Source organism: Actinomadura coerulea, assembly GCF_014208105.1.
In the GTDB taxonomy this organism is placed as follows: domain Bacteria; phylum Actinomycetota; class Actinomycetes; order Streptosporangiales; family Streptosporangiaceae; genus Spirillospora; species Spirillospora coerulea.
Window position 1 is genome coordinate 60,832 of sequence record NZ_JACHMQ010000001.1, and the last position, 21,739, is coordinate 82,570.

General features: G+C 72.0%; 22 protein-coding genes, 3 tRNA genes and 1 pseudogene. 20 read left to right on the forward strand and 6 right to left on the reverse strand.

The window, feature by feature from the left end; genetic code table 11:
- Positions 1-304 precede the first annotated feature (304 nt).
- The 5 genes from BKA00_RS00240 (at position 305) to BKA00_RS00260 (ending at position 5,251) form a co-directional block, all read left to right on the forward strand.
- Complete coding sequence (locus BKA00_RS00240) at positions 305-1,249, forward strand: NAD-dependent epimerase/dehydratase family protein (RefSeq protein WP_185023000.1); 945 nt, start codon at positions 305-307, stop codon at positions 1,247-1,249.
- Between the two features lie 6 nt (positions 1,250-1,255).
- A complete protein-coding gene (locus tag BKA00_RS00245) occupies positions 1,256-2,164 on the forward strand; it encodes an RNA polymerase sigma-70 factor (RefSeq protein ID WP_185023001.1) in 909 nt (302 codons plus the stop codon).
- Positions 2,165-2,388: 224 nt separating this feature from the next.
- Positions 2,389-2,874: a (2Fe-2S)-binding protein gene (locus BKA00_RS40215; protein WP_185023002.1), complete on the forward strand. Its 486-nt coding sequence runs from the start codon at positions 2,389-2,391 to the stop codon at positions 2,872-2,874.
- 58 nt (positions 2,875-2,932) lie between these two features.
- On the forward strand, positions 2,933-3,982 hold the full coding sequence (locus BKA00_RS00255) for a 3-isopropylmalate dehydrogenase (RefSeq protein WP_185023003.1): 1,050 nt from the start codon (positions 2,933-2,935) through the stop codon (positions 3,980-3,982).
- Positions 3,983-4,147: 165 nt separating this feature from the next.
- Positions 4,148-5,251 carry a branched-chain amino acid aminotransferase gene (locus BKA00_RS00260; RefSeq protein WP_185023004.1) on the forward strand — a complete coding sequence of 368 codons (1,104 nt, stop codon included), beginning with the start codon at positions 4,148-4,150 and terminating at the stop codon, positions 5,249-5,251.
- A gap of 51 nt (positions 5,252-5,302) precedes the next feature.
- Here the strand turns inward: BKA00_RS00260 and BKA00_RS00265 are convergent, their stop codons facing one another.
- Together BKA00_RS00265 and BKA00_RS00270 are read right to left on the reverse strand one after the other, a co-directional pair.
- Entirely contained in the window at positions 5,303-5,857 is a 555-nt protein-coding gene (locus tag BKA00_RS00265; RefSeq protein WP_185023005.1) for a hypothetical protein, read from the reverse strand.
- Positions 5,858-5,934: 77 nt separating this feature from the next.
- Entirely contained in the window at positions 5,935-6,174 is a 240-nt protein-coding gene (locus BKA00_RS00270; RefSeq protein ID WP_185023006.1) for a cold-shock protein, read from the reverse strand.
- A gap of 378 nt (positions 6,175-6,552) precedes the next feature.
- Here BKA00_RS00270 and cimA point away from each other — a divergent pair, with 378 nt between their 5' ends.
- The 10 genes and pseudogenes from cimA to BKA00_RS38515 form a co-directional block, all read left to right on the forward strand.
- On the forward strand, positions 6,553-8,130 hold the full coding sequence (cimA, locus tag BKA00_RS00275) for a citramalate synthase (RefSeq protein ID WP_185023007.1): 1,578 nt from the start codon (positions 6,553-6,555) through the stop codon (positions 8,128-8,130).
- Positions 8,131-8,168: 38 nt separating this feature from the next.
- Positions 8,169-8,447 carry a GNAT family N-acetyltransferase gene (locus tag BKA00_RS00280; protein WP_185023008.1) on the forward strand — a complete coding sequence of 93 codons (279 nt, stop codon included), beginning with the start codon at positions 8,169-8,171 and terminating at the stop codon, positions 8,445-8,447.
- Positions 8,448-8,721: 274 nt separating this feature from the next.
- Positions 8,722-9,090: a hypothetical protein gene (locus BKA00_RS00285; protein ID WP_185023009.1), complete on the forward strand. Its 369-nt coding sequence runs from the start codon at positions 8,722-8,724 to the stop codon at positions 9,088-9,090.
- 81 nt (positions 9,091-9,171) lie between these two features.
- On the forward strand, positions 9,172-10,695 hold the full coding sequence (locus BKA00_RS39620; protein WP_185023010.1) for a cellulose binding domain-containing protein: 1,524 nt from the start codon (positions 9,172-9,174) through the stop codon (positions 10,693-10,695).
- A gap of 22 nt (positions 10,696-10,717) precedes the next feature.
- Positions 10,718-11,485 (forward strand): fumarylacetoacetate hydrolase family protein, encoded by a 768-nt coding sequence (locus BKA00_RS00295; protein WP_185023011.1) that lies wholly within the window; start codon positions 10,718-10,720, stop codon positions 11,483-11,485.
- Between the two features lie 10 nt (positions 11,486-11,495).
- Positions 11,496-12,131: a DUF2461 domain-containing protein gene (locus tag BKA00_RS00300; protein WP_185023012.1), complete on the forward strand. Its 636-nt coding sequence runs from the start codon at positions 11,496-11,498 to the stop codon at positions 12,129-12,131.
- 101 nt (positions 12,132-12,232) lie between these two features.
- Positions 12,233-12,304, forward strand: a tRNA-Gln gene (locus tag BKA00_RS00305).
- Positions 12,305-12,328: 24 nt separating this feature from the next.
- Positions 12,329-12,401: transfer RNA gene (locus BKA00_RS00310), tRNA-Glu, on the forward strand.
- 528 nt (positions 12,402-12,929) lie between these two features.
- A tRNA-Glu gene (locus tag BKA00_RS00315) sits at positions 12,930-13,002 on the forward strand.
- Between the two features lie 207 nt (positions 13,003-13,209).
- Positions 13,210-13,701, forward strand: a pseudogene (locus BKA00_RS38515) (phosphatase PAP2 family protein); the annotation flags it as partial.
- A 25-nt stretch (positions 13,702-13,726) separates the two neighbouring features.
- Here the strand turns inward: BKA00_RS38515 and BKA00_RS00320 are convergent.
- Positions 13,727-14,488 (reverse strand): TioE family transcriptional regulator, encoded by a 762-nt coding sequence (locus BKA00_RS00320; protein ID WP_221493471.1) that lies wholly within the window; start codon positions 14,486-14,488, stop codon positions 13,727-13,729.
- Between the two features lie 90 nt (positions 14,489-14,578).
- Here BKA00_RS00320 and BKA00_RS00325 point away from each other — a divergent pair, with 90 nt between their 5' ends.
- The 3 genes from BKA00_RS00325 (at position 14,579) to BKA00_RS00335 (ending at position 16,673) form a co-directional block, all read left to right on the forward strand.
- Positions 14,579-15,718, forward strand: coding sequence for an erythromycin esterase family protein (locus tag BKA00_RS00325; protein WP_185023014.1), 1,140 nt, complete (start codon positions 14,579-14,581; stop codon positions 15,716-15,718).
- A gap of 140 nt (positions 15,719-15,858) precedes the next feature.
- Positions 15,859-16,344, forward strand: coding sequence for a MerR family transcriptional regulator (locus BKA00_RS00330; protein ID WP_185023015.1), 486 nt, complete (start codon positions 15,859-15,861; stop codon positions 16,342-16,344).
- Positions 16,341-16,673, forward strand: coding sequence for a YnfA family protein (locus tag BKA00_RS00335; RefSeq protein WP_185023016.1), 333 nt, complete (start codon positions 16,341-16,343; stop codon positions 16,671-16,673). Before BKA00_RS00330 ends, BKA00_RS00335 begins: the two co-directional genes overlap by 4 nt.
- A gap of 3 nt (positions 16,674-16,676) precedes the next feature.
- On the opposite strand, the gene BKA00_RS00340 is transcribed toward BKA00_RS00335, so the two are convergent.
- Together BKA00_RS00340 and BKA00_RS00345 are read right to left on the reverse strand one after the other, a co-directional pair.
- Positions 16,677-17,117, reverse strand: a complete 441-nt coding sequence (locus BKA00_RS00340; protein ID WP_185023017.1) for a DUF6069 family protein — start codon at positions 17,115-17,117, stop codon at positions 16,677-16,679.
- Between the two features lie 11 nt (positions 17,118-17,128).
- Positions 17,129-18,103 carry an NADP-dependent oxidoreductase gene (locus BKA00_RS00345; protein WP_230299136.1) on the reverse strand — a complete coding sequence of 325 codons (975 nt, stop codon included), beginning with the start codon at positions 18,101-18,103 and terminating at the stop codon, positions 17,129-17,131.
- 170 nt (positions 18,104-18,273) lie between these two features.
- Between BKA00_RS00345 and BKA00_RS00350 the strand changes: the two genes are divergently transcribed.
- Positions 18,274-19,263: an AraC family transcriptional regulator gene (locus BKA00_RS00350; RefSeq protein WP_185023018.1), complete on the forward strand. Its 990-nt coding sequence runs from the start codon at positions 18,274-18,276 to the stop codon at positions 19,261-19,263.
- A 214-nt stretch (positions 19,264-19,477) separates the two neighbouring features.
- On the opposite strand, the gene BKA00_RS00355 is transcribed toward BKA00_RS00350, so the two are convergent.
- Positions 19,478-20,464 carry an MDR family NADP-dependent oxidoreductase gene (locus BKA00_RS00355; RefSeq protein WP_185023019.1) on the reverse strand — a complete coding sequence of 329 codons (987 nt, stop codon included), beginning with the start codon at positions 20,462-20,464 and terminating at the stop codon, positions 19,478-19,480.
- A gap of 61 nt (positions 20,465-20,525) precedes the next feature.
- Between BKA00_RS00355 and BKA00_RS00360 the strand changes: the two genes are divergently transcribed.
- Positions 20,526-21,503 carry a helix-turn-helix transcriptional regulator gene (locus BKA00_RS00360; RefSeq protein WP_185033480.1) on the forward strand — a complete coding sequence of 326 codons (978 nt, stop codon included), beginning with the start codon at positions 20,526-20,528 and terminating at the stop codon, positions 21,501-21,503.
- The last annotated feature ends 236 nt before the right edge of the window (positions 21,504-21,739 follow it).

Sequence of the window (21,739 nt, forward strand, 5' to 3'; positions counted from 1 at the left end):
ATCCCATCATGAACGAGACCCAGAACAACGCCCCCGCCGAAGACGCCCAGGAAGAAGCCGCCCGCGCCCTGCAGACGGCCCTGGACCGGCGTGCTGATTGATTTTTCTCCTCCTTCGGGCCCAGGGGCCCTCCATCGTCGAAGAATCGGGGCGATCGCCGGCATCGCTACGACTCGCCCTGGCGGCTCGCTGCGCGGGCCGCCAGGGGTTTTGAGGGCTCGGGCGGTGTGATCTGGGTTACTGCCGTTCATGGGGCGTGGGGCCGTTTCGTCTTCTGTTCGTGAGCACTACGAACGGAGACGCCATGAAGATCTTCATCGCCGGAGCGTCCGGTGCGATCGGCGGTCACCTTGTTCCCCAACTGGTGGCGCGCGGGCACGAGGTGGTCGGCACCACCCGCTCGGCCGCCAAGACCGCAGCGCTTCGGGCGCTGGGCGCCGAACCGGTGATCGTCGACGCGCTCGACCCCGACTCGGTGGCCGACGCGGTGGCCAGGGCCGAGCCCGAGGTGATCGTCCATCAGCTCACCGCGCTGAGCGGCCCGCCGGACTTCCGGCACGTGAAGCGGATGGCAGAGGCCACCGACCGGCTGCGCACCGAAGGCACCGACCATCTGCTGGCCGCCGCGCGCGCCGCCGGCGTCGGCAGGTTCGTGGCGCAGAGCAACGCCATGTGGATGGAGCGCTCCGGCGGGCCGGTCGCCGACGAGGACGGCCGGATCGAGCCGAATCCGCCCGCGGACATCGCGAGGTCGGTGGCCGCCCTGCGCCACCTTGAGGAGGCGGTGACCGGCATCACCTGGGGCGACGGGATCGCGCTCCGCTACGGTGGCTTCTACGGGCCGGGCACCGGTATCAGCGCCGAGCCGGGCGCCGTGATGACCGAGCAGATCGGCAGGCGGAAGTTCCCGATCGTCGGCGGCGGTGGAGGGGTGTGGTCGCTGGTGCACATCACCGACGCCGCGTCCGCGACGGTCGCGGCCATCGAACGCGGCAAACCCGGGATCTACCACGTCGCCGACGACGAGCCGGCATCAGTGCGCGACTGGCTGCCGGAGCTGGCCCGCGCGCTCGGCGCCAAGCCGCCGCGCCGCGTTCCCGCCCCGCTCGTACGCCTGCTGGCGGGCAAGGGGCCCGTCGACCTGATGACGCGGGCCCGCGGCGTCTCCAGCGAGAAGATCAAGCGCGAACTGGGCTGGGCGCCGCGCCACCCGACCTGGCGAACGGGTTTCACCGAAGGGCTGAGGTAGCCCGGCGTGTCCACCACCGACCTGTACGACGAGCTGCGACCGCGGGCGTTCGCCATCGCGTACCGGATGCTCGGCAGCGTCAGCGAAGCCGAGGACGTGGTGCAGGAGGCATTCCTGCGGCTGCACCGGACCTCGCGGCGCGACGAAGAGATCGTGTCGCCGCGGGCGTACATCGCCACGCTGGTCACCCGGCTGGCCATCGACCAGTTGCGCTCCGCACGGGCACGGCGGGAGCAGTACGTCGGCGAATGGCTGCCGGAACCGCTGGCCGCCGATCCGTCCCCCGACGAGCACGCGGAGACCGCCGACTCGCTGTCACTCGCCTTCCTGGTGCTGCTGGAGAGCCTGTCGCCGAAGCAGCGGGCCGCGTTCCTGCTGCGGGAGGTGTTCCAGTATCCCTACGGCGAGGTCGCCGAGATCATCGGCACCGACGTGGACGGCACGCGGCACCTGGTGGCGCGGGCACGCCGCCGCGTCCGGGAGCAGCGGCCGCGCTACCACGCCACACGGCGGCAGCGGCGGCAGCTGGCCCAGCGGTTCTTCGCCGCCGTCGAGCAGGGTGACCTGCGGGCGTTCGAAGAGCTGCTGGCGCAGGACGTCGCCCTGCACGGTGACGGCGGCGGCAAGGTGCCGGCCCTGGGGCGGCCGGTCAACGGACGGCGGCGCGTGGCCCACGTTCTGGCGGCGGTGGTGCCCGTGCTGGCCCGTGCCGGTGGCGTGCGCTTCCACGTCACCGAGGTCAACGGTCAGCCGGGCGCCCTGGTGTACGACATTCGGGACCTGCTGGTCGGGGTGATAGGGCTGGAGATCGCCGACGGCAGGGTCCAGACGATCCACTCCATCGTCAACCCTGACAAGCTCCAGCACTTCGACCGGGTCGGCGACATCGGCGTGCTGGTGCGTGCGGGCCGCTGAGCCGCCCGTGACGGTGATGCGAGACTGGGGGAGTGGCGGGCGATGTGAGTAGCGCTGAGGTCCGTGGCGTGCTTGGGCGCGTTGGGGAGCTCGGGACCTACTTTGAGCTCGTTACGGTGGGGGTCTCGGGCGATCCTCCCTGGGGGGCGTTTCCTGGGGGTGCCGGTCGGTTGCGGGGGGCCGTCCGTGACTATGGCGGGCGGCTCGGGACCGATGAGGTCAGGGTGGCAGCCTCGCTGCTTTTCCAGGGGCTCGCGGCGCGGATCTGGTCCCCGGTCGTCGCGGCTGCCGCTCTCGGCGTCGTTCCCGATCTCTCGGACGTGCGATGGCGGTGGGCGCCGGATGAGCCGATCATGCTGGGGCTGGCCGAGGTCCGCGGGTGGCGTGCGGGGAGCGTGGCCGAGGCCACGGAGATCGTCTATCCCCTGGTGGTGGACGGGCTGCTGCGGCCGCTGCGGGAGGCGATGCTCGAGTTCGTCAAGCTCGCGGACGGTCTGGTCTGGGGCAACGCCGCCTCGGCCCTCGCCGGGAGCCTGAACGTCGGGGGCGCCGATCCCGGGCGGGTCGCGATCGCGCGGGCGCTGCTCGCGCGCGAGCCGCTGGCCGGGGCCGGGTCCTTCGGGCCGGGCGGGTTCGTTCGGAGCAACTGCTGCCTGTACTACCGCGTCCCTGGTGGGGGCATGTGCGGTGATTGCGGGCTCGCGCGCTGAATGCCCGCGATGTGAGACGAAAGCCCAAGCACTGAGACGTTTGCAGTAGAGTGCGCGCATGGCATCGCGCAGCATTCGTCTGGCCGTCATCCCGGGGGACGGGATCGGCCCCGAGGTGGTCGCCGAGGGACTGAAGGTCCTCGACGCCGTGTCCGGCGACCTCACGTTCGAGCAGACCTCCTACGACCTGGGCGCCGCGCGGTGGCACCGGACGGGAGAGACGCTGCCCGACTCGGTCCTGGCGGAGCTGCGCGAGCAGGAGGTCATCCTGCTCGGCGCCGTCGGCGACCCGAGCGTGCCGAGCGGCACGCTGGAGCGCGGGCTGCTGCTGCGGACACGGTTCGAGCTGGACCACTACGTCAACCTGCGCCCGGTGAAGCTGTTCCCGGGCGTCAGCACCCCGCTGGCCGGCGTGACCCCTGACGACATCGACATGGTCGTCGTCCGGGAGGGCACCGAGGGCCCCTACACCGGGGTCGGGGGCGTCCTGCGCAAGGGCACCCCGCACGAGGTCGCCACGCAGGAGAGCGTCAACACCGCCTACGGCGTCGAGCGCGTCATCCGGTACGCGTTCGAGGTCGCGGCGTCGCGGCCGCGCAAGAAGCTCACGCTCGTCCACAAGGACAACGTGCTCACCTTCGCCGGTGACCTCTACCAGCGGACCCTGAAGCGGGTCGCCGAGGAGTACCCGCAGGTCACGACCGACTACTGCCATGTGGACGCGGCCACGATGTTCTTCGTGAGCCAGCCGCGGCGGTACGACGTCATCGTCACCGACAACCTGTTCGGCGACATCATCACCGACATCGGCGCCGCGATCGCCGGCGGCATCGGGCTCGCCGCGTCCGGGAACGTCAACCCCGACCGGACCGCGCCCTCGATGTTCGAGCCGGTGCACGGCAGCGCCCCCGACATCGCCGGACAGGGCAAGGCCGACCCGACCGCCACGATCTTGTCGGTCGCCATGCTGCTCGACCACGTCGGCGAGGGCGAAGCCGCCCGCCGCGTCGAGCGGGCCGTCTCGGACGACCTGGCCGAGCGCGCCGCGCTGGGCGCCCGGTCCACGTCCCAGATCGGCGACGCGATCGCCAAGCGAGTATCCGGCTAGGGGCACGCCGCCTCCGGCCAGACCGGGCGTGCCCTCGCGGCGCGCCCGGTTTTCCGTATGCGCCGCGCATGGAGGAGCAGGTCTAGACGAAGTAGGACAATGGGGACTAGGAAGCCGATGCGGCGATGGGGCCGCCTGGGCCATCCGCGAGAGGACGAGACCGCGATGAGCGACACCCTGGAATTCGAGATCACGCGCACCGAGCGGCCCGCGACCGCCGAGGACCGCGCGCGGATCCTGGCCGAGCCCGGTTTCGGCCGGTACTTCACCGACCACATGGTCACGATCCGGTACTCGGCCGAGCGCGGCTGGCACGACGCGAAGCTCGAACCCTACGGGCCGATCCCGATGGACCCGGCCTCGCAGGTGTTCCACTACGCCCAGGAGCTCTTCGAGGGCCTCAAGGCCTACAGGCAGCCGGACGGTTCGATCGTCACCTTCCGGCCGTACATGAACGCGGCGCGGATGAACCGGTCCGCCAGGCGGATGGCGATGCCGGAGATCCCCGAGCAGCTGTTCGTGGACGCCGTCGAGACGCTCGTCCGCACCGACAGGGACTGGGTGCCCGACACCGAGGGCCACAGCCTCTACCTGCGGCCCTTCATGATCGCGACCACCCGCGCGCTCGGCGTCAACAGCCCGGCCCACGAGTTCCTCTTCATGGTCATCGCGTCCCCGTCCGGCCTCTACTACCCGCGCGGCATCAAGCCCGTCTCGGTGTGGCTGTCGCAGGACTACACCCGCGCGGCGCCCGGCGGCACCGGGGAGGCCAAGTTCGGCGGCAACTACGCCGCGTCCTTCGCCGGCCAGGCCGAGGCCGTCGCGCAGGGCTGCGACCAGGTCGTCTGGCTCGACGCGGTGGAGCACCGCTGGGTCGAGGAGGTCGGCTCGATGAACCTCATGTTCGTCTACGGCTCCGGCGCCGGGGCCCGGCTGCTCACCCCCGCGCTCACCGGCACGCTGCTCGCCGGCGTCACCCGCGACTCGATGCTCAAGCTGGCGCCCGACCTCGGCGTCCCCACCGAGGAAGGCAAGATCAGCATCGACGAGTGGGAGGCGGGCTGCGCCTCCGGCGAGATCACCGAGGTGTTCGGCTGCGGCACCGCCGCGATCATCAGCCCGGTCGGCCGGGTCAAGGGCCGGGACCGCGAGTGGACGATCGGCGACGGCGAGCCCGGCGAGATCTCGATGCGGCTGCGCCAGGAGCTGGTCGGCATCCAGTACGGCACCCGCCCCGACCCCTACGGCTGGGTCCACAAGATCGTCTGACCGGCGGCGCCGGCGGCGCGCGCTCGCAGCGGCGCCGCCGGGCCGGGCCGCTCAGCGGCGGATGTGCACGGACGTCTTGACGACCGGGCCCGTGCTCGCCGGGCCGACGCCCCGCGAGGACGGGTTGACGGCGTAGTGGAACGAGAAGCCGACGAAGGCGCGGCCGGGACGCCCGCCGACCTGCACCGCGAAGGTGCAGGTGCCCGAGAGCGTGTACACCTTCCGGGCGCGGTGCGGTGCGACCGTGGAGTGCCAGACGTAGCCGACGGGGACGACGTGCCGGTCGTGGTACCGGCCGTTGAGGCCGGTCGCCGTGCAGACGGCGCTGCCGCGCGCGATCGACCGCAGTTTCGCACTGGTGATCTGGAACATCCACGGCATCGGGTAGCGCCTGGAGTGACTCCCGGTCAGCCTCACCTGCGCGTGGAACCTGCCGACCGAGTCGTGGTACGCGAACGACTGGTGGCTTCTCGTGAACACGTAGTGATGGGTGGGTGCGGCGCGTTCCGGGCGCTCGGCCGCGGACGCGGCGGACGCGGTGCCGAGCGCCATCACGAGCGCCGTTCCGGAAGCGGCCGCTGCCCGGCCGTAGATGTGCATGCGCATTCCAGGAATTCCCTTCGGAAAGGTTCGCCGTCCGCCACGGCGGGTGGACGGCCCTGATCAGCCCGCCGTCCCGGTGCTCAGCCGCGGCCGACCGACCGCACGTCCAGCGCGCGGTAGGCGTAGCCGTCCTGCTCGGCCTCCTCCCAGGTGAAGAGCACGCTCTCGCCCGGCTCGAGGGAGGCGAAGGCCCCCGGTTCGGCTCGCACGGCCGAGAAATGCGCCCAGACCTCGCCGGGCGCGTCGGGTGAGACCAGCACCCCCCAGCCTGCCTCGTCGTCCCAGGACGCCACCGTCCCGCGGACCGGTTCTCCGCTCATCGGATCCCCCTCCTCCGGCGGACAGTGCGATCCTCATTCCTTTTACCGTGAAAGCGCAAGTGCATTTCGAGGGGAGGAATGCATTGCCGCGATCTTTTTATTGGTAATTGTTTTTTGTGGAGAAAAGCGCGGTATGGCTCCGCGGCGGCCGGGCGACGCCGGCGCGGTCGCCCGGGCCCGGCGATCGACGTCTCGACATCTGAGACGGATGTCCTAGATCCGAGAACCGTGTGGCAGACTGGCAGCATCATGCGCCACAGCCTCGTGATTATCGGCTGGCGCGCCGGCAGCTAACGGGACACCGCCGGCGCGCAGACCTCTCACGTCCGTGAGGGGTCTTTTTTGTGTCCTGGCGCTGATCCCCCTGGGGGTTCTCACATGCAAGGCGACGCGTTCCACGTCTACGACACCACCCTGCGCGACGGCTCGCAGCAGGAGGGGCTCAACCTCTCCGTGCCCGACAAGCTCGCGATCGCGCGACATCTGGACGACCTGGGCGTCGGCTTCATCGAGGGCGGCTGGCCGGGTGCCAACCCCAAGGACACCGAGTTCTTCAGGCGGGCTCGAACAGAGCTCGACCTGAGGCACGCGCAGCTCACCGCGTTCGGCGCGACCCGCCGGGCCGGGGTGAAGGCGGCCGACGACCCCCAGGTCGCCGCTCTGCGCGAATCAGGCGCGTCCGTCGTGACCCTGGTCGCCAAGAGTCACGACAGGCACGTCGAGCTGGCCCTCCGCACCACCCTGGAGGAGAACCTCGCGATGATCCGCGACACGGTCTCCCACCTGCGTGCGGAGGGCCAACGGGTCTTCCTGGACGCCGAGCACTTCTTCGACGGCTACAAGGCCAACCGCGCCTACGCGCTGGAGGCCGTCCGCACCGCCGTCGAGGCCGGCGCCGACGTCGTCGCGCTCTGCGACACCAACGGCGGCATGCTGCCGGACGAGCTGGCCGAGGTCGTGCACGAGGTCGTCGGCCACGGCGTCCGCGTCGGCATCCACTGCCACGACGACTCCGGCTGCGCGGTCGCCAACACGCTCGCCGCCGTCCGGGCGGGCGCGACGCACGTCCAGGGCTGCGCGAACGGGTACGGCGAGCGCAGCGGCAACGCCAACCTGTTCACCGTCGTCGGGAACCTCCAGCTCAAGCGCGGCATGGACCTCGTCTCCGACGCCCAGCTCGCCGAGATGACGCGGATCGCGCACGCCGTCTCCGAGGTCACCAACGTCGCGCCGAGCTCGCAGCAGCCGTACGTGGGCGTGTCCGCGTTCGCGCACAAGGCCGGGCTGCACGCGTCCGCCGTCAAGATCGACCCCGACCTGTACCAGCACATCGACCCGGCCGCCGTCGGCAACGACATGCGGATGCTGGTGTCCAGCATGGCCGGGCGCGCGTCGGTCGAGCTGAAGGGCCGCGAGCTCGGCTACGACCTGTCCGGCGAGAAGGCCAGGGCCGTCGTGGACCGGGTGAAGGAGCTGGAGTCCACCGGCTACACCTTCGAGGCCGCGGACGCCTCGTTCGAGCTGCTGCTGCGCGAGGAGCTGACCGGCGTCCGGCAGCGGCACTTCGAGGTGGAGTCGTGGCGGTCGATCGTGGAGCGCCGCCCGGACGGCTCCATGATCAGCGAGGCCACCGTCAAGCTGCACGCCAAGGGCGAGCGGATCATCGCGACCGGCGAGGGCAACGGCCCCGTCAACGCCCTCGACAACGCGCTGCGGCTCGCGCTCGGCCGCCTCTACCCGGAGCTGGCGCGGCTGGAGCTGGTCGACTACAAGGTCCGCATCCTGGAGGGCGCGCACGGCACCGACGCGCGGACCCGGGTGCTCGTCGAGTCCGGCGACGGCGAGCGCGAGTGGGGGACCGTCGGCGTCGAGGACAACGTGATCGCCGCGTCCTGGCAGGCCCTGGAGGAGGCCGTCACCTACTGCCTGCTCCGCGCCGGCTACGAGGCCGGCTGAGACGGGAATCTCCGCGCGGGCGCGGGCATTATCAGGGCATGAGCACCGAGATCAGCGACAACGCCGGGCAGAGCCGCTACGAGATCAGGCTGGACGGCGACCTCGCCGGGTTCGCCGAGTACGAGCGGGGCGAGGGCGCCCTCGTCTTCACTCACACCGAGGTCGACTCCGCGTTCGAGGGCAAGGGCGTGGGGAGCGCGCTGGCGCGCGGCGCCCTGGACGACGTCCGCTCCCAGGGCCTGTCGGTCGTCCCGTTGTGCCCGTTCATCAAGAAGTGGATCGACAGGCACCCGGACTATCATGATCTGGTGAGCTGACCGTGTCGCGGGATGTGTCGCGCCGGTATTCGCGGATGCGCGGGGAGTGACCCGTTCGTTCGACTGAACGAGGACTTTCCGCGCGTATCGGTACGATCACGCAGAAAGTTCGCCAAAGCGACGAAACCAGTGGCGGATTTCAGTTGAAGGATCCACTATGGAGTCTGCGGGCACGTGCGAGGCCTTCGCGCGCCGTGCCTCCGCGAGGCCCCGCTCTCCGCACGACCCCGCCCTTGCCGACCGATGTCCCTACGACCCGACCGCCGGAGTGATCATGCCTGTCCGACCCTGGAGCCCCGAGGACCTTGGGCGTCCCACGGACGGAACCTGGGCCGACGTGGCGTTCGGCCTCGGCGAGACGTACGAGCGCGAGGGCCGTCTGGAGCAGGCGGCCGACTGGTACCGGCGGGCGGCCGAGTCCGGGAGCGCCGAGGCCGCGCTGCGCCTCGGCGCCGTCCTTGGGCGGATGGCCGACGCCGGAGCCGACCAGGCGGCCGACGAGCTGCTGGCCGAGGCGACACGCTGGCTCAGCGGCGCGCAGGACGCCACCACTCCCGACGCGATCGAGCTCATCACCGCTACGCTCAACCGGCAGATGCGGCAGGCCGCGCGCCGCGGACTCGAACCGGCCCCCGCCGGCTGACGCCTTCGGGGCGGGGGCGAACCGATCCGTCGCGCCGGTCGTCGGACTCCATGAGGTCGGCGTCAGTGGAAGGTGGACGAGTTGAGCGGCGAGGACTCCGGGTACGTTCCCCCGGACCACAAGACGACCGCCGAGTTCGGCGTGGCGAGGAAGTCCGCGCTGTCCGGAGAGCTGCCCCTGCCGGGGGCGGCGCCCGAACCGGCCGACGGCGACGAGCTGGTGGACGACCTCTTCGACGGGGACGTCACGACCCATGACGTCCCCCAGGCCGACGGCCTGGCCCTCCAGGACCTCCCCGGCGACGACCCCGAGGACGACCTGGAGACGACGTACCAGGACGGCCCGGGCGACGAGCCGGACGACGACTTCGACGCGACGCTCCGCGACCCGGGCTCCGTCCCCTTCCATAAGCCGCCGCCCGCGGACACCGTCGACGAGCTCGACGTGACCGCGTTCCGGCCCCCCGCCACCTTCACCGACATCCCCGTGGAGCAGCCCGCCAAGCCCGCTCCGCCCGTCCCGCCCCAGGCCGCTCCGGCCGTCCCGCCGCCGGCGCAGCCGGCCGCCTTCGAGCACGGCCCGAACCCGGCGCCGGTGTACGCCCAGCCTCCCGCCCCGTACCAGGAGCGCGTTCCGGCACCGGCCGCCTTCCAGGAGCCTGCGCCCTTCCCGGAGCCGGGGCTCTTCCCGGAGCAGGCGCCGCCCGCACAGGCGGCCGCCCCGATGCCCGCCGCCCCGATGCCCGCCGAGGCGCCGTGGACGGAGCAGTTCGCCTCCGAGGAGGAGACGGCGAACCCCGCGGAGAACGGCCCCCCGGCGTTCGCCTACGGCATGCCCGGCGCGCCGTCCCCCGCCCAGAACACGATGCCTCCGCCGCACGAGGCGACCGTCCCGCCGATTCCGCCCGTGGTGGCTTCGCCGTCAGGCGGGCTGCCCGGCGGGCCCCCCGGCGGGCGGCCGCCGTCGCGCTCGCGGCGGCCGATGGTCCTCATCCTGCTGATCGCCGTGGTGGTGGTCCTCGTCCTCGTCGGCGCCGTGGTGCTGATGCTCGGCGGCGGCTCCGACACGAAGGACAAGACCGCGGGCCGGACGTCCCCGTCCCCGTCGGCGAGCGGCCCGGCGACGGGGGGCGGCACGGGTCCCGCGTCGCCCGGCGCGTCCCCGCCCGGCGGCGGCGCGCCCGCGACGCCTCCGCAGTCCGGGGTCCCCACGAACCAGCCGCCCGGGGGGCAGCAGCCGGGCGGTCAGCCCGCCGCGCCGCCTCCGGTGACCACCGCCCCGATCGGGCCGCTCGTGCAGGGCAAGGGCATCACCTACCAGCTCGTCCAGCAGGACAGCGGGTACTTCGAGGGCAAGATGGTCATCACCAACCGCACCAGCAAGCCCCTGAAGGCGTGGAAGCTGACGTTCAAGGCCCCCGGCGCCGACGTGAAGAACATCTGGGGCGCCCGGCTCGTGCGCGGCGGCTCCACCGTCGAGATCAGGAACCTGGACGGTGTCGCGGCGATCCAGCCCGGCGCGACGTGGGACATCCAGTTCGGCGCGGCCGGAACGGCGTCCACTCCGAAGTCCTGCGCGCTGAACGGCAGGGCCTGCGGCTTCTGACCGGCGTACTAGGCTCTTGACCATGCGTATCGCCAGATTCTCCACCGACGACGGCATGTCCTTCGGTGTGGTGGAGGAGAACACCGTCGCCGTCATCGCGGCCCACCCCTTCGGTGAGCTGACCTTCACCGGGCAGCGCCTCCCGCTCGCCGACGTCCGGCTGCTCGCCCCGATCCTGCCCAGCAAGATCATCGCGATCGGGAAGAACTACGCCGACCACGTCCGCGAGATGGGCGGGGACGAGCCGCCCGCCGAGCCGGTGCTGTTCTCCAAGCCGTCCACCGCCGTGATCGGCCCGGGGGAGGCGATCGCCTACCCGCAGAAGCTGTCCGAGCGCGTCGACCACGAGGGCGAGCTCGCCGTCGTCATCGGCCGGATGTGCCGCGAGGTCCCCGCGTCCCGCGCGGCCCAGGTCATCCTCGGCTACACCTGCGCCAACGACGTCACCGCCCGCGACCTCCAGGCGAAGGACGGGCAGTGGACGCGGGCCAAGGGCTTCGACACCTTCTGCCCGATCGGCCCGTGGATCGAGACCGAGGTCGACCCCGCCGACCTCGCGATCTCCACCACCGTCAACGGGGAGGTCCGGCAGGAGGCCCGCACGTCCCTGCTGCTCCACGACATCCCCGCCCTGGTCGAGTACGTCAGCCAGGTCATGACGCTGCTGCCCGGCGACGTCATCCTGACCGGGACCCCCGCCGGCGTCGGCCCCCTGGAGATCGGGGACGAGGTCACCGTCACCGTCGAGAACATCGGCAGCCTCACCAACCGGGTCATCGCCCGCGACTGAGGGGGCCCAGGTGTTCACCGGCTTCAGCGACGAGGCCTTCGCCTTCTACGAGGGCTTGCAGGCCGACAACAGCAAGCCCTACTGGACGTCCCACAAGGACGCCTACGAGCGCCACGTACGCGAACCCTTGGCCGAGCTGTGCGCCGAACTCGAATCCGAGTTCGGCGCGGTCAAGCTCTTCCGCCCGTACCGCGACGTCCGGTTCAGCAAGGACAAGTCGCCGTACAAGACGCACCAGGGCGGCCACACCAGCGAGGGCTTCTACATCCAGGTCGACGCGGACGGGCTCATGGTCGCGGGCGGCATGTACGCCCCGACCCCCGACCAGCTCCGCCGCTACCGCGAAGCCGTCGCCTCCGACACCTACGGCACAGAGCTGCGGGCCATCGTGGACGACCTCCGCGCCGCCGGCATGGAGATCGCAGGCGACCGCCTCAAGACCCGCCCCCGCGGAACCGACCCCGACCACCCCCGGCTGGACCTCCTGCGGCACCGCTCCCTCTACGCCCACGAGGGCTGGCCCGCCGACCCGTGGATGTCCGAACCCGACGAGGTCCTCTCCCGGGTCCGCGCGTCCTGGCGGCGCCTCCGTCCCCTCGTGACCTGGGGACACGAGCACATCGGCCCGCCCGATCCGACCCGCTGACCCGCCGATCGGCCAATCGTTTTGGTCATGCTCCCGCTGTCCTGTATTCTCTTCGAGGCGCGAGCGACCAGCCGGAAACGGCTCGGAAGCCCGTACCTCACTGGGGTATGGTGTAATCGGCAGCACGAGTGATTCTGGTTCACTTAGTCTAGGTTCGAGTCCTGGTACCCCAGCTGCGTCCGCCCAGGCGGACACACGCCCCCGTCGTCTAGTGGCCTAGGACGCCGCCCTCTCAAGGCGGTAACGGCGGTTCGAATCCGCTCGGGGGTACGTGGCGGGCTACCCTGCTCGATGGCCTTAGGCCATCCTCGCCGGAGCCCGCAGTGTTTTCCCAGGGGGCGACCCCCTGGAACCCCCCGCCGTTCGGGCTCCGCCCTCACCGTGGCGGGGCTTACTGCTCGATGGCCTTCGACCATCCTCGCCGGGGCCCGCCGTGTTTTCCCAGGGGGCGACCCCCTGGAACCCCCCGCCGTTCGGGCTCCGCCCTCACTTGGCTGGGGCGTACGCCTAGAGGGTTTTTCTGCGACGTCCAAGAGGCGTTTTCCACCCGGGCCATCTTGTCTTTCGCGCCGTGGGCGAATTCGAGCTTTCCACGGTGTGCGCTGGACGCTGTCGGGCCTGCTCCGTTGACTTGCGGCGTGTTGCCCTTATGGGAGGGCTGATAGGGGCAACACGCCGCAAGTCAACGCAGGGGCTTCGGTGGGGGACGGGAGGTTCGGGGGGAAACCGGTTCGAGGTGGGGGGTGGGGTCCGGTAAGCTAGGCGAGGCCGCGCGGGAAACCGCGAAGCCAAGGTCCTGCCCCCGTCGTCTAGTGGCCTAGGACGCCGCCCTCTCAAGGCGGTAACGGCGGTTCGAATCCGCTCGGGGGTACCCGGTAAGTCCCAGCGCGCAGCTTCTGCGTCGCCTTCCGCGCTTCCTCCTTCGTGAGCATCTCCAGCGCTTCACCGGCGGATCTCTGTGTTTCCCTCACGGGGCGCGCATCCTGACGTCCCGATGAGGTGCTTCCGGCGCCGGCCGGGGAATGTTCCGGCCGTGAGGTGGGGGTCCAGGAACTGGTACGCGGTGCTCGTCGCGGTCATGGTGCTCGTCACGGTGGACGTCCTGCTGGACGGTCCGCTCCGCCACGTCGACCGCGCCGTGCACTACTGGAGCGACGCGCACATCCAGGGCCGGCGGCTGACGGCGGTGGACGTCTTCGCGGCGCTCGGCCAGCGGGGCTACCTGGTGAGGATCATCGTGCCGCTCGCGATCATCGCCGCGATTCGGGTGCGGTCGTTGCGGTACCTGTGGGCGAGCGTGCTGATCGTGGGCGTCCTCTCGCTGCTCCAGGTGCTGCTGAAGGCGGCGATCCCCCGGACGTTCCCGATCAGCGGGACCGACGTGCTGTTCGTCCGCGGCGACGCCTACCCGTCCGGCCACACCCTCAACGGGTTCGTGCTCGTCTGGATCATCCTCGAACTGGTGGTCGTCGCGTTCCCCGCGGCGTCCGGGGCCCTGCCGCCGCGCCGCCGCCGCGACATCGCGGTCGTGACCGGGACGGTCACGGCGGTGGCCCTCACGGTCGTCGACAAGCACTGGCTCACCGACTGCCTGTTCAGTCTCGCCCTCGGCCCCGTCCTGCTCCAGTGCCTGCTCCTCCTGGACCCCTTCGCCACCCGGCGCGGTCGAGAACGTCCAGATAGCGGCCCAGCTCACCGGACGCGGCGAGCATGGCGAGGCCTCGTGCGGTGAGCCTGCGCCGCCAGTCGTCCAGCGCCTCGGCCAGGGGCCCGGTGCCGCCCGCCGTCCGGACCTGCCGGACCACCGTGGCGATGTGCTCCAGCGGATAGCCGCCGCGCCTGAGGAGATGGGCGAGTTCCGCGTCGCGGACGTCGCTCGCGCGGAAGACGCGGTATCCGGTCGCCGGGTCCCGGGCGGGGACGAGGATGCCGGCGCCTTCCCAGTTGCGCAGCGTCGCGGGGGTGACGTCGAGCCGGTGGGCGAGTTCGCCGATCGTCCGCGGCCCGGGGGCGCCGGGGCGCTCGGCGCCGGGCTCCGCCATCAGATGGTCCACCGCGTTCTTCACCGCCGTGAGCGTCTCGCGGTCGCGGAGCACCTGCTCGTGACCGCGGTCGACGACCAGCAGGGCGTCGTCGAGGTCGCCGTCGTGCACCGCGTTCATGATCCGGCCGCCGGCCGCGTGCCCGAACGCCGGGACGAGGGCGAGGAAGGCGCGCAGGGCGGCCGCGTGCACCTCGGTGTAGACCCGGTAGCCGGTGGGCGTGCGCTCGGCGGGCGGGAGGCAGCCGTCGCGCTCGTAGTTGCGCACGGCCTGTGCCGAGAGGCCGTGCTCGCGCGCGAGGTCCGACGGCCGCAGGGTGATCACCGCTTTGAGACTTGGGAGGAAGAACGGGCGGTCACGGTGGAGAAAGTATCAACCGTGTTTTCAAGGATACGATTTCACCACATGAGCCAGGACATTCGCGAATTCGTGCCCGCTTCATGTGAGCTTCTGGCGTTCGGCGAGCCGACGCACCGGGAACCGTCCTTCGGGCGGATCCGCAACGAGCTGTTCGCGCGGCTGGCCGGCCACGGCTTCCGGTCGATCGCCATGGAGACCGACCGGGTCGCCGCCCTCGCCGTCGACGACTTCGTCCGGGAGGGGAAGGGAAGCCTCGACGCCGTGATGAGCGAAGGGTTCTCGCACGGCTGGGGGGACGTGGACGCCAACCGGCGGCTGGTCGCCTGGATGCGGGAGTACAACGAGGGCCGTCCCCCGCACGAGCGGCTCGCCTTCCACGGTTTCGACGCCCCGATGGAGACCCTCAGCGCCCCGAGCCCCCGCGCCTACCTCGAACACGCCCGTGACTACATGGGACTCGACCTCGACATCGCGGGCCTCGCCGGCGACGACCGGCGGTGGAGCCGCCCGGAGGCGGTCATGGACCCGGCCATGTCGATCGGCGCGACGCCCGAGGCCGAGAAGCTGCGGACGATCGCCGACGACATGCTCGTCGCGCTCTACGAGCGGGCCCCGGAACTGATCGCGGCGACGTCGCGCGCGGAGTGGTCCAGGGCGGAGATCCACCTCACCGCCGGTCTCGGCCTGCTGCGGTACCACAAGCGGGCGACCCAGCGCCTGGAGCGGGGCGCGCGCATCTCGCGCCTGGCGGCCGCCCGGGACGCGCTCATGGCCCAGAACCTCCTGGCGATCCGGAGCACCGAGGAGCGGCGGGGCCCGACCTTCGTCTTCGCGCACAACACCCACCTGCAGCGGAATCCGAGCCGCATGCGCATGGCGGACATGGAGCTCACCTGGTTCGGTACCGGCGCCGTCATCGCGTCCCTGCTGGACGAGCGGTACGCCTTCGTCACCGGGAGCCTGGGCCGCAGCGAAACGATCAAGCTGGGGGAGCCGGAGCCGGACACCTTCGAGGGCGGTATGCAGAGCCGGATCGCCACCTGGGCCCTGACGCCGGCCGCCGCGGTCCCGTCCGCCCGCCGGCGCGCCGACACCACCCCCGAACAGGGCTACTTCCCCCTCGACCAGGCGGTTCTCGACACGGCCGACGCGGTCCTGCACATCAGCGACGGGGCGGTCGTCTGAGCGTCCCCTCGGCATCCCCGTCGCCGCTCGGCCGGCGGCGGGGATGGGTCCGGTGGCCCGCCGGGTTGCAACCGGTATCGAGGTACAGGCTTACCTTCGGGGCATGGGCCGCCGCGCGGCGGCCGGGACGAGGAGCGGTGATGGCCGAGACGCCGACGGCCGCGGGCGGCGGGTACGAGGGGCTGCGGTCCGGCCAGGTCGCGGAGGCCGCCGGGGTCAACCCGCAGACGCTGCGGTACTACGAGCGGCGGGGGCTGCTGGCCGAGCCCGCCCGGACGCTGGGCGGGCACCGGCTCTACCCGGCCGAGGCCGTCACGGTGCTGCGGGTGATCAAGACGGCGCAGCGGCTCGGGTTCACCCTGGACGAGGTCTCCGGCCTGCTGGACGCCGCCCGGCACCGGCACGGCCGCCGTGACGCCGGGCTCGCCGCCCGGGCCCGCGCGAAGCTGGAGGAGGTGGAGCGGCGCATCGCCGACCTGGAGGTCATCCGGTCGGCGCTCCGCGACGCTCTCGACGCCGGCTGCGACGACCTGCTCGCCTGCGCGGGGGAGCCGTGCTGCCCGCTGCCGTTCGCCGCACTCGCCGGCCCCGGGCCGGTTCCGCGCGTGAGTACCGTTCCGGTATGACGGTCGCGCGCTCCCTGGTCCTGTTCGCCCTCGCCGCGGTCGCGGAGATCGGCGGCGCCTGGATGATCTGGCAGGGCGTCCGCGAGCACCGGGGCGGCTGGTGGATCGGCGCGGGCCTGGTCGCCCTCGGCCTGTACGGCTTCGTCGCGACCTTCCAGCCCGACGCCCACTTCGGCCGCGTCCTGGCCGCCTACGGGGGCGTGTTCGTCGCCGGGTCCCTGGCCTGGGGCGTGGCCGTGGACGGGTTCCGCCCCGACCGCTGGGACGTCGCCGGGGCTGCCGTCTGCGTCCTCGGCGTCCTGATCATCATGTACGCCCCGCGCGCCTGAGCACTACGTTCCCGGTCGCTCGGCGGGAAGCGCCGCCTGGCTTCGACGGCCCAGGAGCGGAACGAGTACGGCCGCGACGCCCAGGTGCATCAGCGCCAGCGTGGCCCGGGCACCGCCGGATGCCTCCACGTTCAGCACGGGCACGAACGACACCAGCAACACGGTGACTGCCAAGCCGGTCCAGACCGCCGGGGCCCGATCGGTGACCCGCCCCAGCACTGCCCGCGCCCCTGAGGCGAGCACGGAGACGGCAAGCGTGACGCCGACGATGAGGGGCAGGCCGAGGACCTGGGTCGGACGCCCCTCACCGGGATCGACGCGAACTTCTCCATGCATGGTGCGGGCGGCAGTCCAGAGCAGCGCCGCGACCAGGACGGCGCCGCCCCACGCGCATGCGTGGAGGCGAAGTCCTGGCGCGGCCGAGAGGGTGGAGGTGGTGGTCATGAGGGTTTCCTTCAGGGGATGAGGATGGTCTTGCCGCTTGTGCGGCCGGCTTCGGCGTCCCGGTGCACGGCCGGGAGTTCGGCGAGCGGACGGGCTGCCGCGACGTCCACGCGCACCTCGCCGCCGTCGATGAGGGTGATGAGTTCGGCGAGTTGGGCGGGGTCGTTGCGGGCGACGAAGTGCGTGCCCGTCACGCCCGATCCGGGCGGGGGCTTCACCGGGACGGTGATCGAGACGAGGGAACCGCCAGGGCGGACGGCGCGGCACAGTGCTTCCGCGGCCTCGGGCGGTATCGGGACGAGGTTGAACACCAGATCCACCGGCCGGTCCAGCGCCTGCTGCGGGGTGACCCGCGTGTAGTCGATGGTCTGCTCGGCGCCGTAGCCGCGGACCCGGTCGGCGCTGCGCGGCCCGGCGGTGGCGATGACGCGGGCGCCCGCGCGCCGGGCCAGCTGGACGGCGAACATGCCCACGCCGCCGCCCGCGCCGTTGACGAGGATCCGCGTGCCCGGCCCGATGCGGGCGTGGTCGAACAACCCCTGCCAGGCGGTCAGGCCGGCGACCGGGATCGCCGCGGCGTGGGCGAGCGGGAGCCTCGAAGGCGCGCGGACCAGCCGGGCGGCGGAAGCGGTCAGGTATTCGGCCGCCGCGCCGCCCTCGTCGAGGCGGCCGACGACGCGGTCGCCGATCGCGAAGCGCTCGGCGCCGTCCCCTGCCTCGACGACCGTCCCCGCGGCCTCGGAGCCGAGGATGAACGGCAGGTCCAGCCGGACGATGTCCCGCATCATGCCGGCCCGGAAGCCGACGTCCGAGGGGTTGAACCCGGCGGCCGCGACACGCACCAGCACCTCGCCCGGTCCCGGGGCCGGGCGGGGGACCCGCTCATGACGGATCACGTCGGGCCCGCCGAAGGCGTGGACGCGCGCCGCCGTCATCGTCGCGCTCGGGCTCGCGGCGCGGCGATCCGATCGGGGTTCTGGTGTCATGAGTCGTCCTTGGTCATAGAGGGAGCGAGACCGCGCTCCGGTCCGGTGCGCATGCTCGCGGATCTCGAGTGATTCGACCGTAGGGCCGGTGCCGTGGACGACCAATGCCTGTCTGTCTCGGATTCTTAAGCGAGCGTCTCCTTGATGAGCACCATCGCTAGGATCCGAGGATGGACGTGCTGAGCGACGTGATAGCCGTGATGCGCACCGGTGAGCCGCGATCGGCGCTGGTCGAATGGACGGCGCCGTGGGGGCAGCGGTTCCGGGCGGCGCCGGGGGCGGCGGGATTCCAAGTCGTCTTGCGCGGTTCCTGCTGGTTCATCCCTGAAGGGGGCGACCCGTTCCCGCTGGCCGCCGGTGACGTGGTGTTCCTTCCGCGTGAGAGCCGGCACGGCCTGGCCGACGCTCCGTCCACGCCCTTGGCCGAGCACGTCTGCGACCCGCGCGAGGACGTCAGGTTCGAGCGCAGGCACGCCGCCGCGCCGATCGGACGGGCGGGCGCCGGCTCCCCGGCCACGGTGACGCTGTGCGGGGCCTACGAACTCGACGCCGCCCGCGTCCACCCGCTGCTCGACGACCTGCCTCCGGTGCTGCGTCTGCCCGCTCGGCCGGGACGCCATCCCCGACTGCGCGCCGCGGTCGATCTGCTCGGCGCGGAACTCGACGACCCCCAGCCGGGCACCGGCGCCCTCGTACCCGCTCTGCTGGACACGCTGCTGCTCTACATCCTGCGGGCGTGGTTCGCCGAGCAGCCGGTGGGCGGCGGGGCCACCGGGTGGGCGGCGGCGCTCGCCGATCCGGCGATCAGTGCCGCCCTGGAGGCGCTCCACGACGATCCCGCGCGTCCGTGGACCGTCGCCGGCCTGGGCGCGCACGCGGGGCTGTCGCGGGCCGCCTTCTCCCGCCGCTTCACGGCGCTCGTGGGGCGGCCGCCGCTGGCCTACCTGACCTGGTGGCGGTTGACGACCGCGATGCGGCTGCTGCGCGACTCCGACGCCCCTCTGAACGTCGTGGCGGAGCAGGTCGGATACGGCTCGGAGTACGCGTTCGCCAACGCGTTCAAACGCGAGTTCGCCGTTCCGCCCGGACGCTACCGGCGCGACAGCCGCTCTCCCGGCAGGCCGGTGCCGGCGGACTCCGGTCTCGCCCCGCGCGCCTGAGGTCACTCCCGCGCCGCGGCCCGCGCGTCCACGCCGCGCGGCGCGGATCGGCGGGCGCACCGCGGCGATCTTCGAGGTCGCCCGCACACCACCTGGCTAGCCGCCCAAATCCATCACGCCCTGGGTCTCGGCAACCCGAGGCCCGCGTCCGGCGGCGCGGTACGAACCGAAGACGGCACGTGGCGCATATGACCGCGATCCGCCGGGAGGGCGGTCACGCCAGCCGCACGGAGACGTTGCCTCGGTGGTCCCCCCGGAGCATGGACAGGAAGGCGCCGGGCACGCCGTCGATGCCGGTCTCGATCACTGTCCGCGGGTACACGAAGCGCCCCTGTCCGAGCGATGTGCGGAAGTGGTGGTGCCAGGCGGAGACCTGCTCGGGCGTGTGGTGGCAGGAGAACGGGAGCAACTCGACCTGCCTGGCCTGGGCGGCGGCCCGGTCGGGTTCGGGGAAGCGATCGGGGGCGCCGCCCAACTGGGTGGACAGCGAACCGCACAGGGCGAACCGCGCCCCCGGCGCGGCGACCTGGAGCGCGGCGTCGTACAGCGCCCCTCCGACCGTGTCGAAGAAGACGGTGATGCCCTCAGGGGCCAGTTCCTTGAGCGCCGCGAGCGGGTCGTGGTGGTAGTCGAAGGCGGCGTCGAAGCCGAGTTCGCCGACGAGGTAGTCCGCCTTGGCCTGGCTGCCCGCGCTGCCGATGACCTTCCTCGCTCCCAGGTCGCGGGCGATCTGCCCGGCCAGTGAGCCGACGCCGCCGGCCGCGCCGGAGACGAACACGATGTCGCCTTGGCCGACCTTCGCCACTTCGGCGATGCCGTAGTAGGCGGTCGGCCCCTGCGCCAGGTAGTGACCGGGGTCGGGGTAGGCCTCCGGGTCCAACTTGACGTAGGAGACCGCCGGGCCCGCCGAGTGCGTGCTCCAGCCGCTCATCGACTGGACCAGGTCGCCCTCTTCCAGGTCGGGGGAGGCCGAGCGCAGCACGGTGCCGATCGCCATGACACCGACCCGCTGGCCCGGCTGCCAGGCCGGGATCGGAAGGCCGCAGTCGGGGCGCATGAGTTCGAGGTAGGTGGCGGCAAGGCCCAGGTAGTCGGTGCGCACGACGACCTCCCCGTCGATCTGCGTCTCGGCGACGGTGAAGTGCTCGGGCCCGGGGGCGGCCGCGATCTGGCAGGTCAGGCGGACCTCGCGATTCATCATGCAGGCGACGCTATCCACCCTTCCGGCCACTTTCTGTCCGGAAGGACGGGATGATGGAGATATGGCCAACACCAGTTCCCGCACGCTCGCGCTGCTGTCGCTGCTGCAGTCGCACCGCCACTGGTCCGGCGCCGATCTGGCCGACCGCCTCGGTGTCTCCGAACGCACCCTGCGACGGGATGTCGACCGCCTGCGTGAACTGGGGTACCCGGTGCGGGCGTCCCGGGGGACCGATGGCGGCTATCAGCTGGCGCCCGGGGCCGTCCTGCCGCCGTTGCTGCTGGACGACGAGGAGGGCGTGGCGCTGGCGGTCGGCATGGGCAACGCCGCGCAGAGCGGGATCGCGGACGTGGAAGAGGCGGCGGTGCGCGCGTTGACCAAGGTGATGCAGGTCCTCCCGCCACGCCTTCGGGCGCGGGTGAACGCGCTGCGCGCGATGACCGTCTCCGCGACGCCCACCGGTCCGGTCGTCCCGGCGGAGGTGCTGACCGCGATCGCCCAGGCGTGCCGGGACGAGGAACGGATGCGCTTCGACTACACGGCGCGCGGGGGCTCGCAGACCGAACGGGAGGTGGAACCGCACCGTCTCGTGGCGCTGGGAGGACGCTGGTACCTGGTGGCCTATGACCTGGCCAGGCACGACTGGCGCAGCTTCCGCCTCGACCGGCTGACCCGGCCGCGCAGCACCGGTGCCGGGTTCCGGCAACGCCCCCTGCCCGGCGGGGACGCCGCCGCGTTCGTCCGGGCCTCGGCCCACGTGCCGTCCGCTCACACGGTCGTCGCGTTGGTCCACGCACCCGCCGAACACGTACGCCGGATGGTCGGCCAATGGGGCGGCATCGAACCGGTCGGCCTGGACCGCTGCCGGCTCACGATGGTGTCCACCAGCCTGGACTGGCCCACGCAGGCGCTCGGCAACGTCGGCGCCGAATTCGACGTGATCGAACCGCCCGAATTCGTCGATCACCTGAAAAATTGGGGAACGCGCTTCCTCAACGCCGCCGCCAGGTCGGCGGCCCCGACCGAGGAGAAGCTCTAGCGGTTCGTCAGGGCCGCCCCGTGCATGGCGGTACGGAGCGCACCCGGTGCTGGCGCGCCCGGCCGCTGACAGAAGGGGCCGGCAAGGTCGTCTTCGCGGTTCTCGACCCGTGGCGGACATGCGAGAGGGGCGGCCCCCCCGACCGCCCCTCCGCGTCCTCGAAAGAACTCCGCCCGGTGGGGCCATTCCCTGCCCCGGGCGTTCGTAGAACATGGTAGTCGAATGGACGTTGTCGA

Bases quoted from the DNA above. Each gene is read 5' to 3' on its own strand.
- BKA00_RS00240 (WP_185023000.1), top strand. From the start codon at position 305: ATGAAGATCTTCATCGCCGGAGCGTCCGGTGCGATCGGCGGTCACCTT.
- BKA00_RS00255 (WP_185023003.1), top strand. From the start codon at position 2,933: ATGGCATCGCGCAGCATTCGTCTGGCCGTCATCCCGGGGGACGGGATC.
- BKA00_RS00260 (WP_185023004.1), top strand. From the start codon at position 4,148: ATGAGCGACACCCTGGAATTCGAGATCACGCGCACCGAGCGGCCCGCG.
- BKA00_RS00265 (WP_185023005.1), bottom strand. From the start codon at position 5,857: ATGCGCATGCACATCTACGGCCGGGCAGCGGCCGCTTCCGGAACGGCG.
- BKA00_RS00270 (WP_185023006.1), bottom strand. From the start codon at position 6,174: ATGAGCGGAGAACCGGTCCGCGGGACGGTGGCGTCCTGGGACGACGAG.
- cimA (WP_185023007.1), top strand. From the start codon at position 6,553: ATGCAAGGCGACGCGTTCCACGTCTACGACACCACCCTGCGCGACGGC.
- BKA00_RS00280 (WP_185023008.1), top strand. From the start codon at position 8,169: ATGAGCACCGAGATCAGCGACAACGCCGGGCAGAGCCGCTACGAGATC.
- BKA00_RS00285 (WP_185023009.1), top strand. From the start codon at position 8,722: ATGCCTGTCCGACCCTGGAGCCCCGAGGACCTTGGGCGTCCCACGGAC.
- BKA00_RS00295 (WP_185023011.1), top strand. From the start codon at position 10,718: ATGCGTATCGCCAGATTCTCCACCGACGACGGCATGTCCTTCGGTGTG.
- BKA00_RS00325 (WP_185023014.1), top strand. From the start codon at position 14,579: ATGAGCCAGGACATTCGCGAATTCGTGCCCGCTTCATGTGAGCTTCTG.
- BKA00_RS00330 (WP_185023015.1), top strand. From the start codon at position 15,859: ATGGCCGAGACGCCGACGGCCGCGGGCGGCGGGTACGAGGGGCTGCGG.
- BKA00_RS00335 (WP_185023016.1), top strand. From the start codon at position 16,341: ATGACGGTCGCGCGCTCCCTGGTCCTGTTCGCCCTCGCCGCGGTCGCG.
- BKA00_RS00340 (WP_185023017.1), bottom strand. From the start codon at position 17,117: ATGACCACCACCTCCACCCTCTCGGCCGCGCCAGGACTTCGCCTCCAC.
- BKA00_RS00345 (WP_230299136.1), bottom strand. From the start codon at position 18,103: ATGACACCAGAACCCCGATCGGATCGCCGCGCCGCGAGCCCGAGCGCG.
- BKA00_RS00350 (WP_185023018.1), top strand. From the start codon at position 18,274: ATGGACGTGCTGAGCGACGTGATAGCCGTGATGCGCACCGGTGAGCCG.
- BKA00_RS00355 (WP_185023019.1), bottom strand. From the start codon at position 20,464: ATGATGAATCGCGAGGTCCGCCTGACCTGCCAGATCGCGGCCGCCCCC.
- BKA00_RS00360 (WP_185033480.1), top strand. From the start codon at position 20,526: ATGGCCAACACCAGTTCCCGCACGCTCGCGCTGCTGTCGCTGCTGCAG.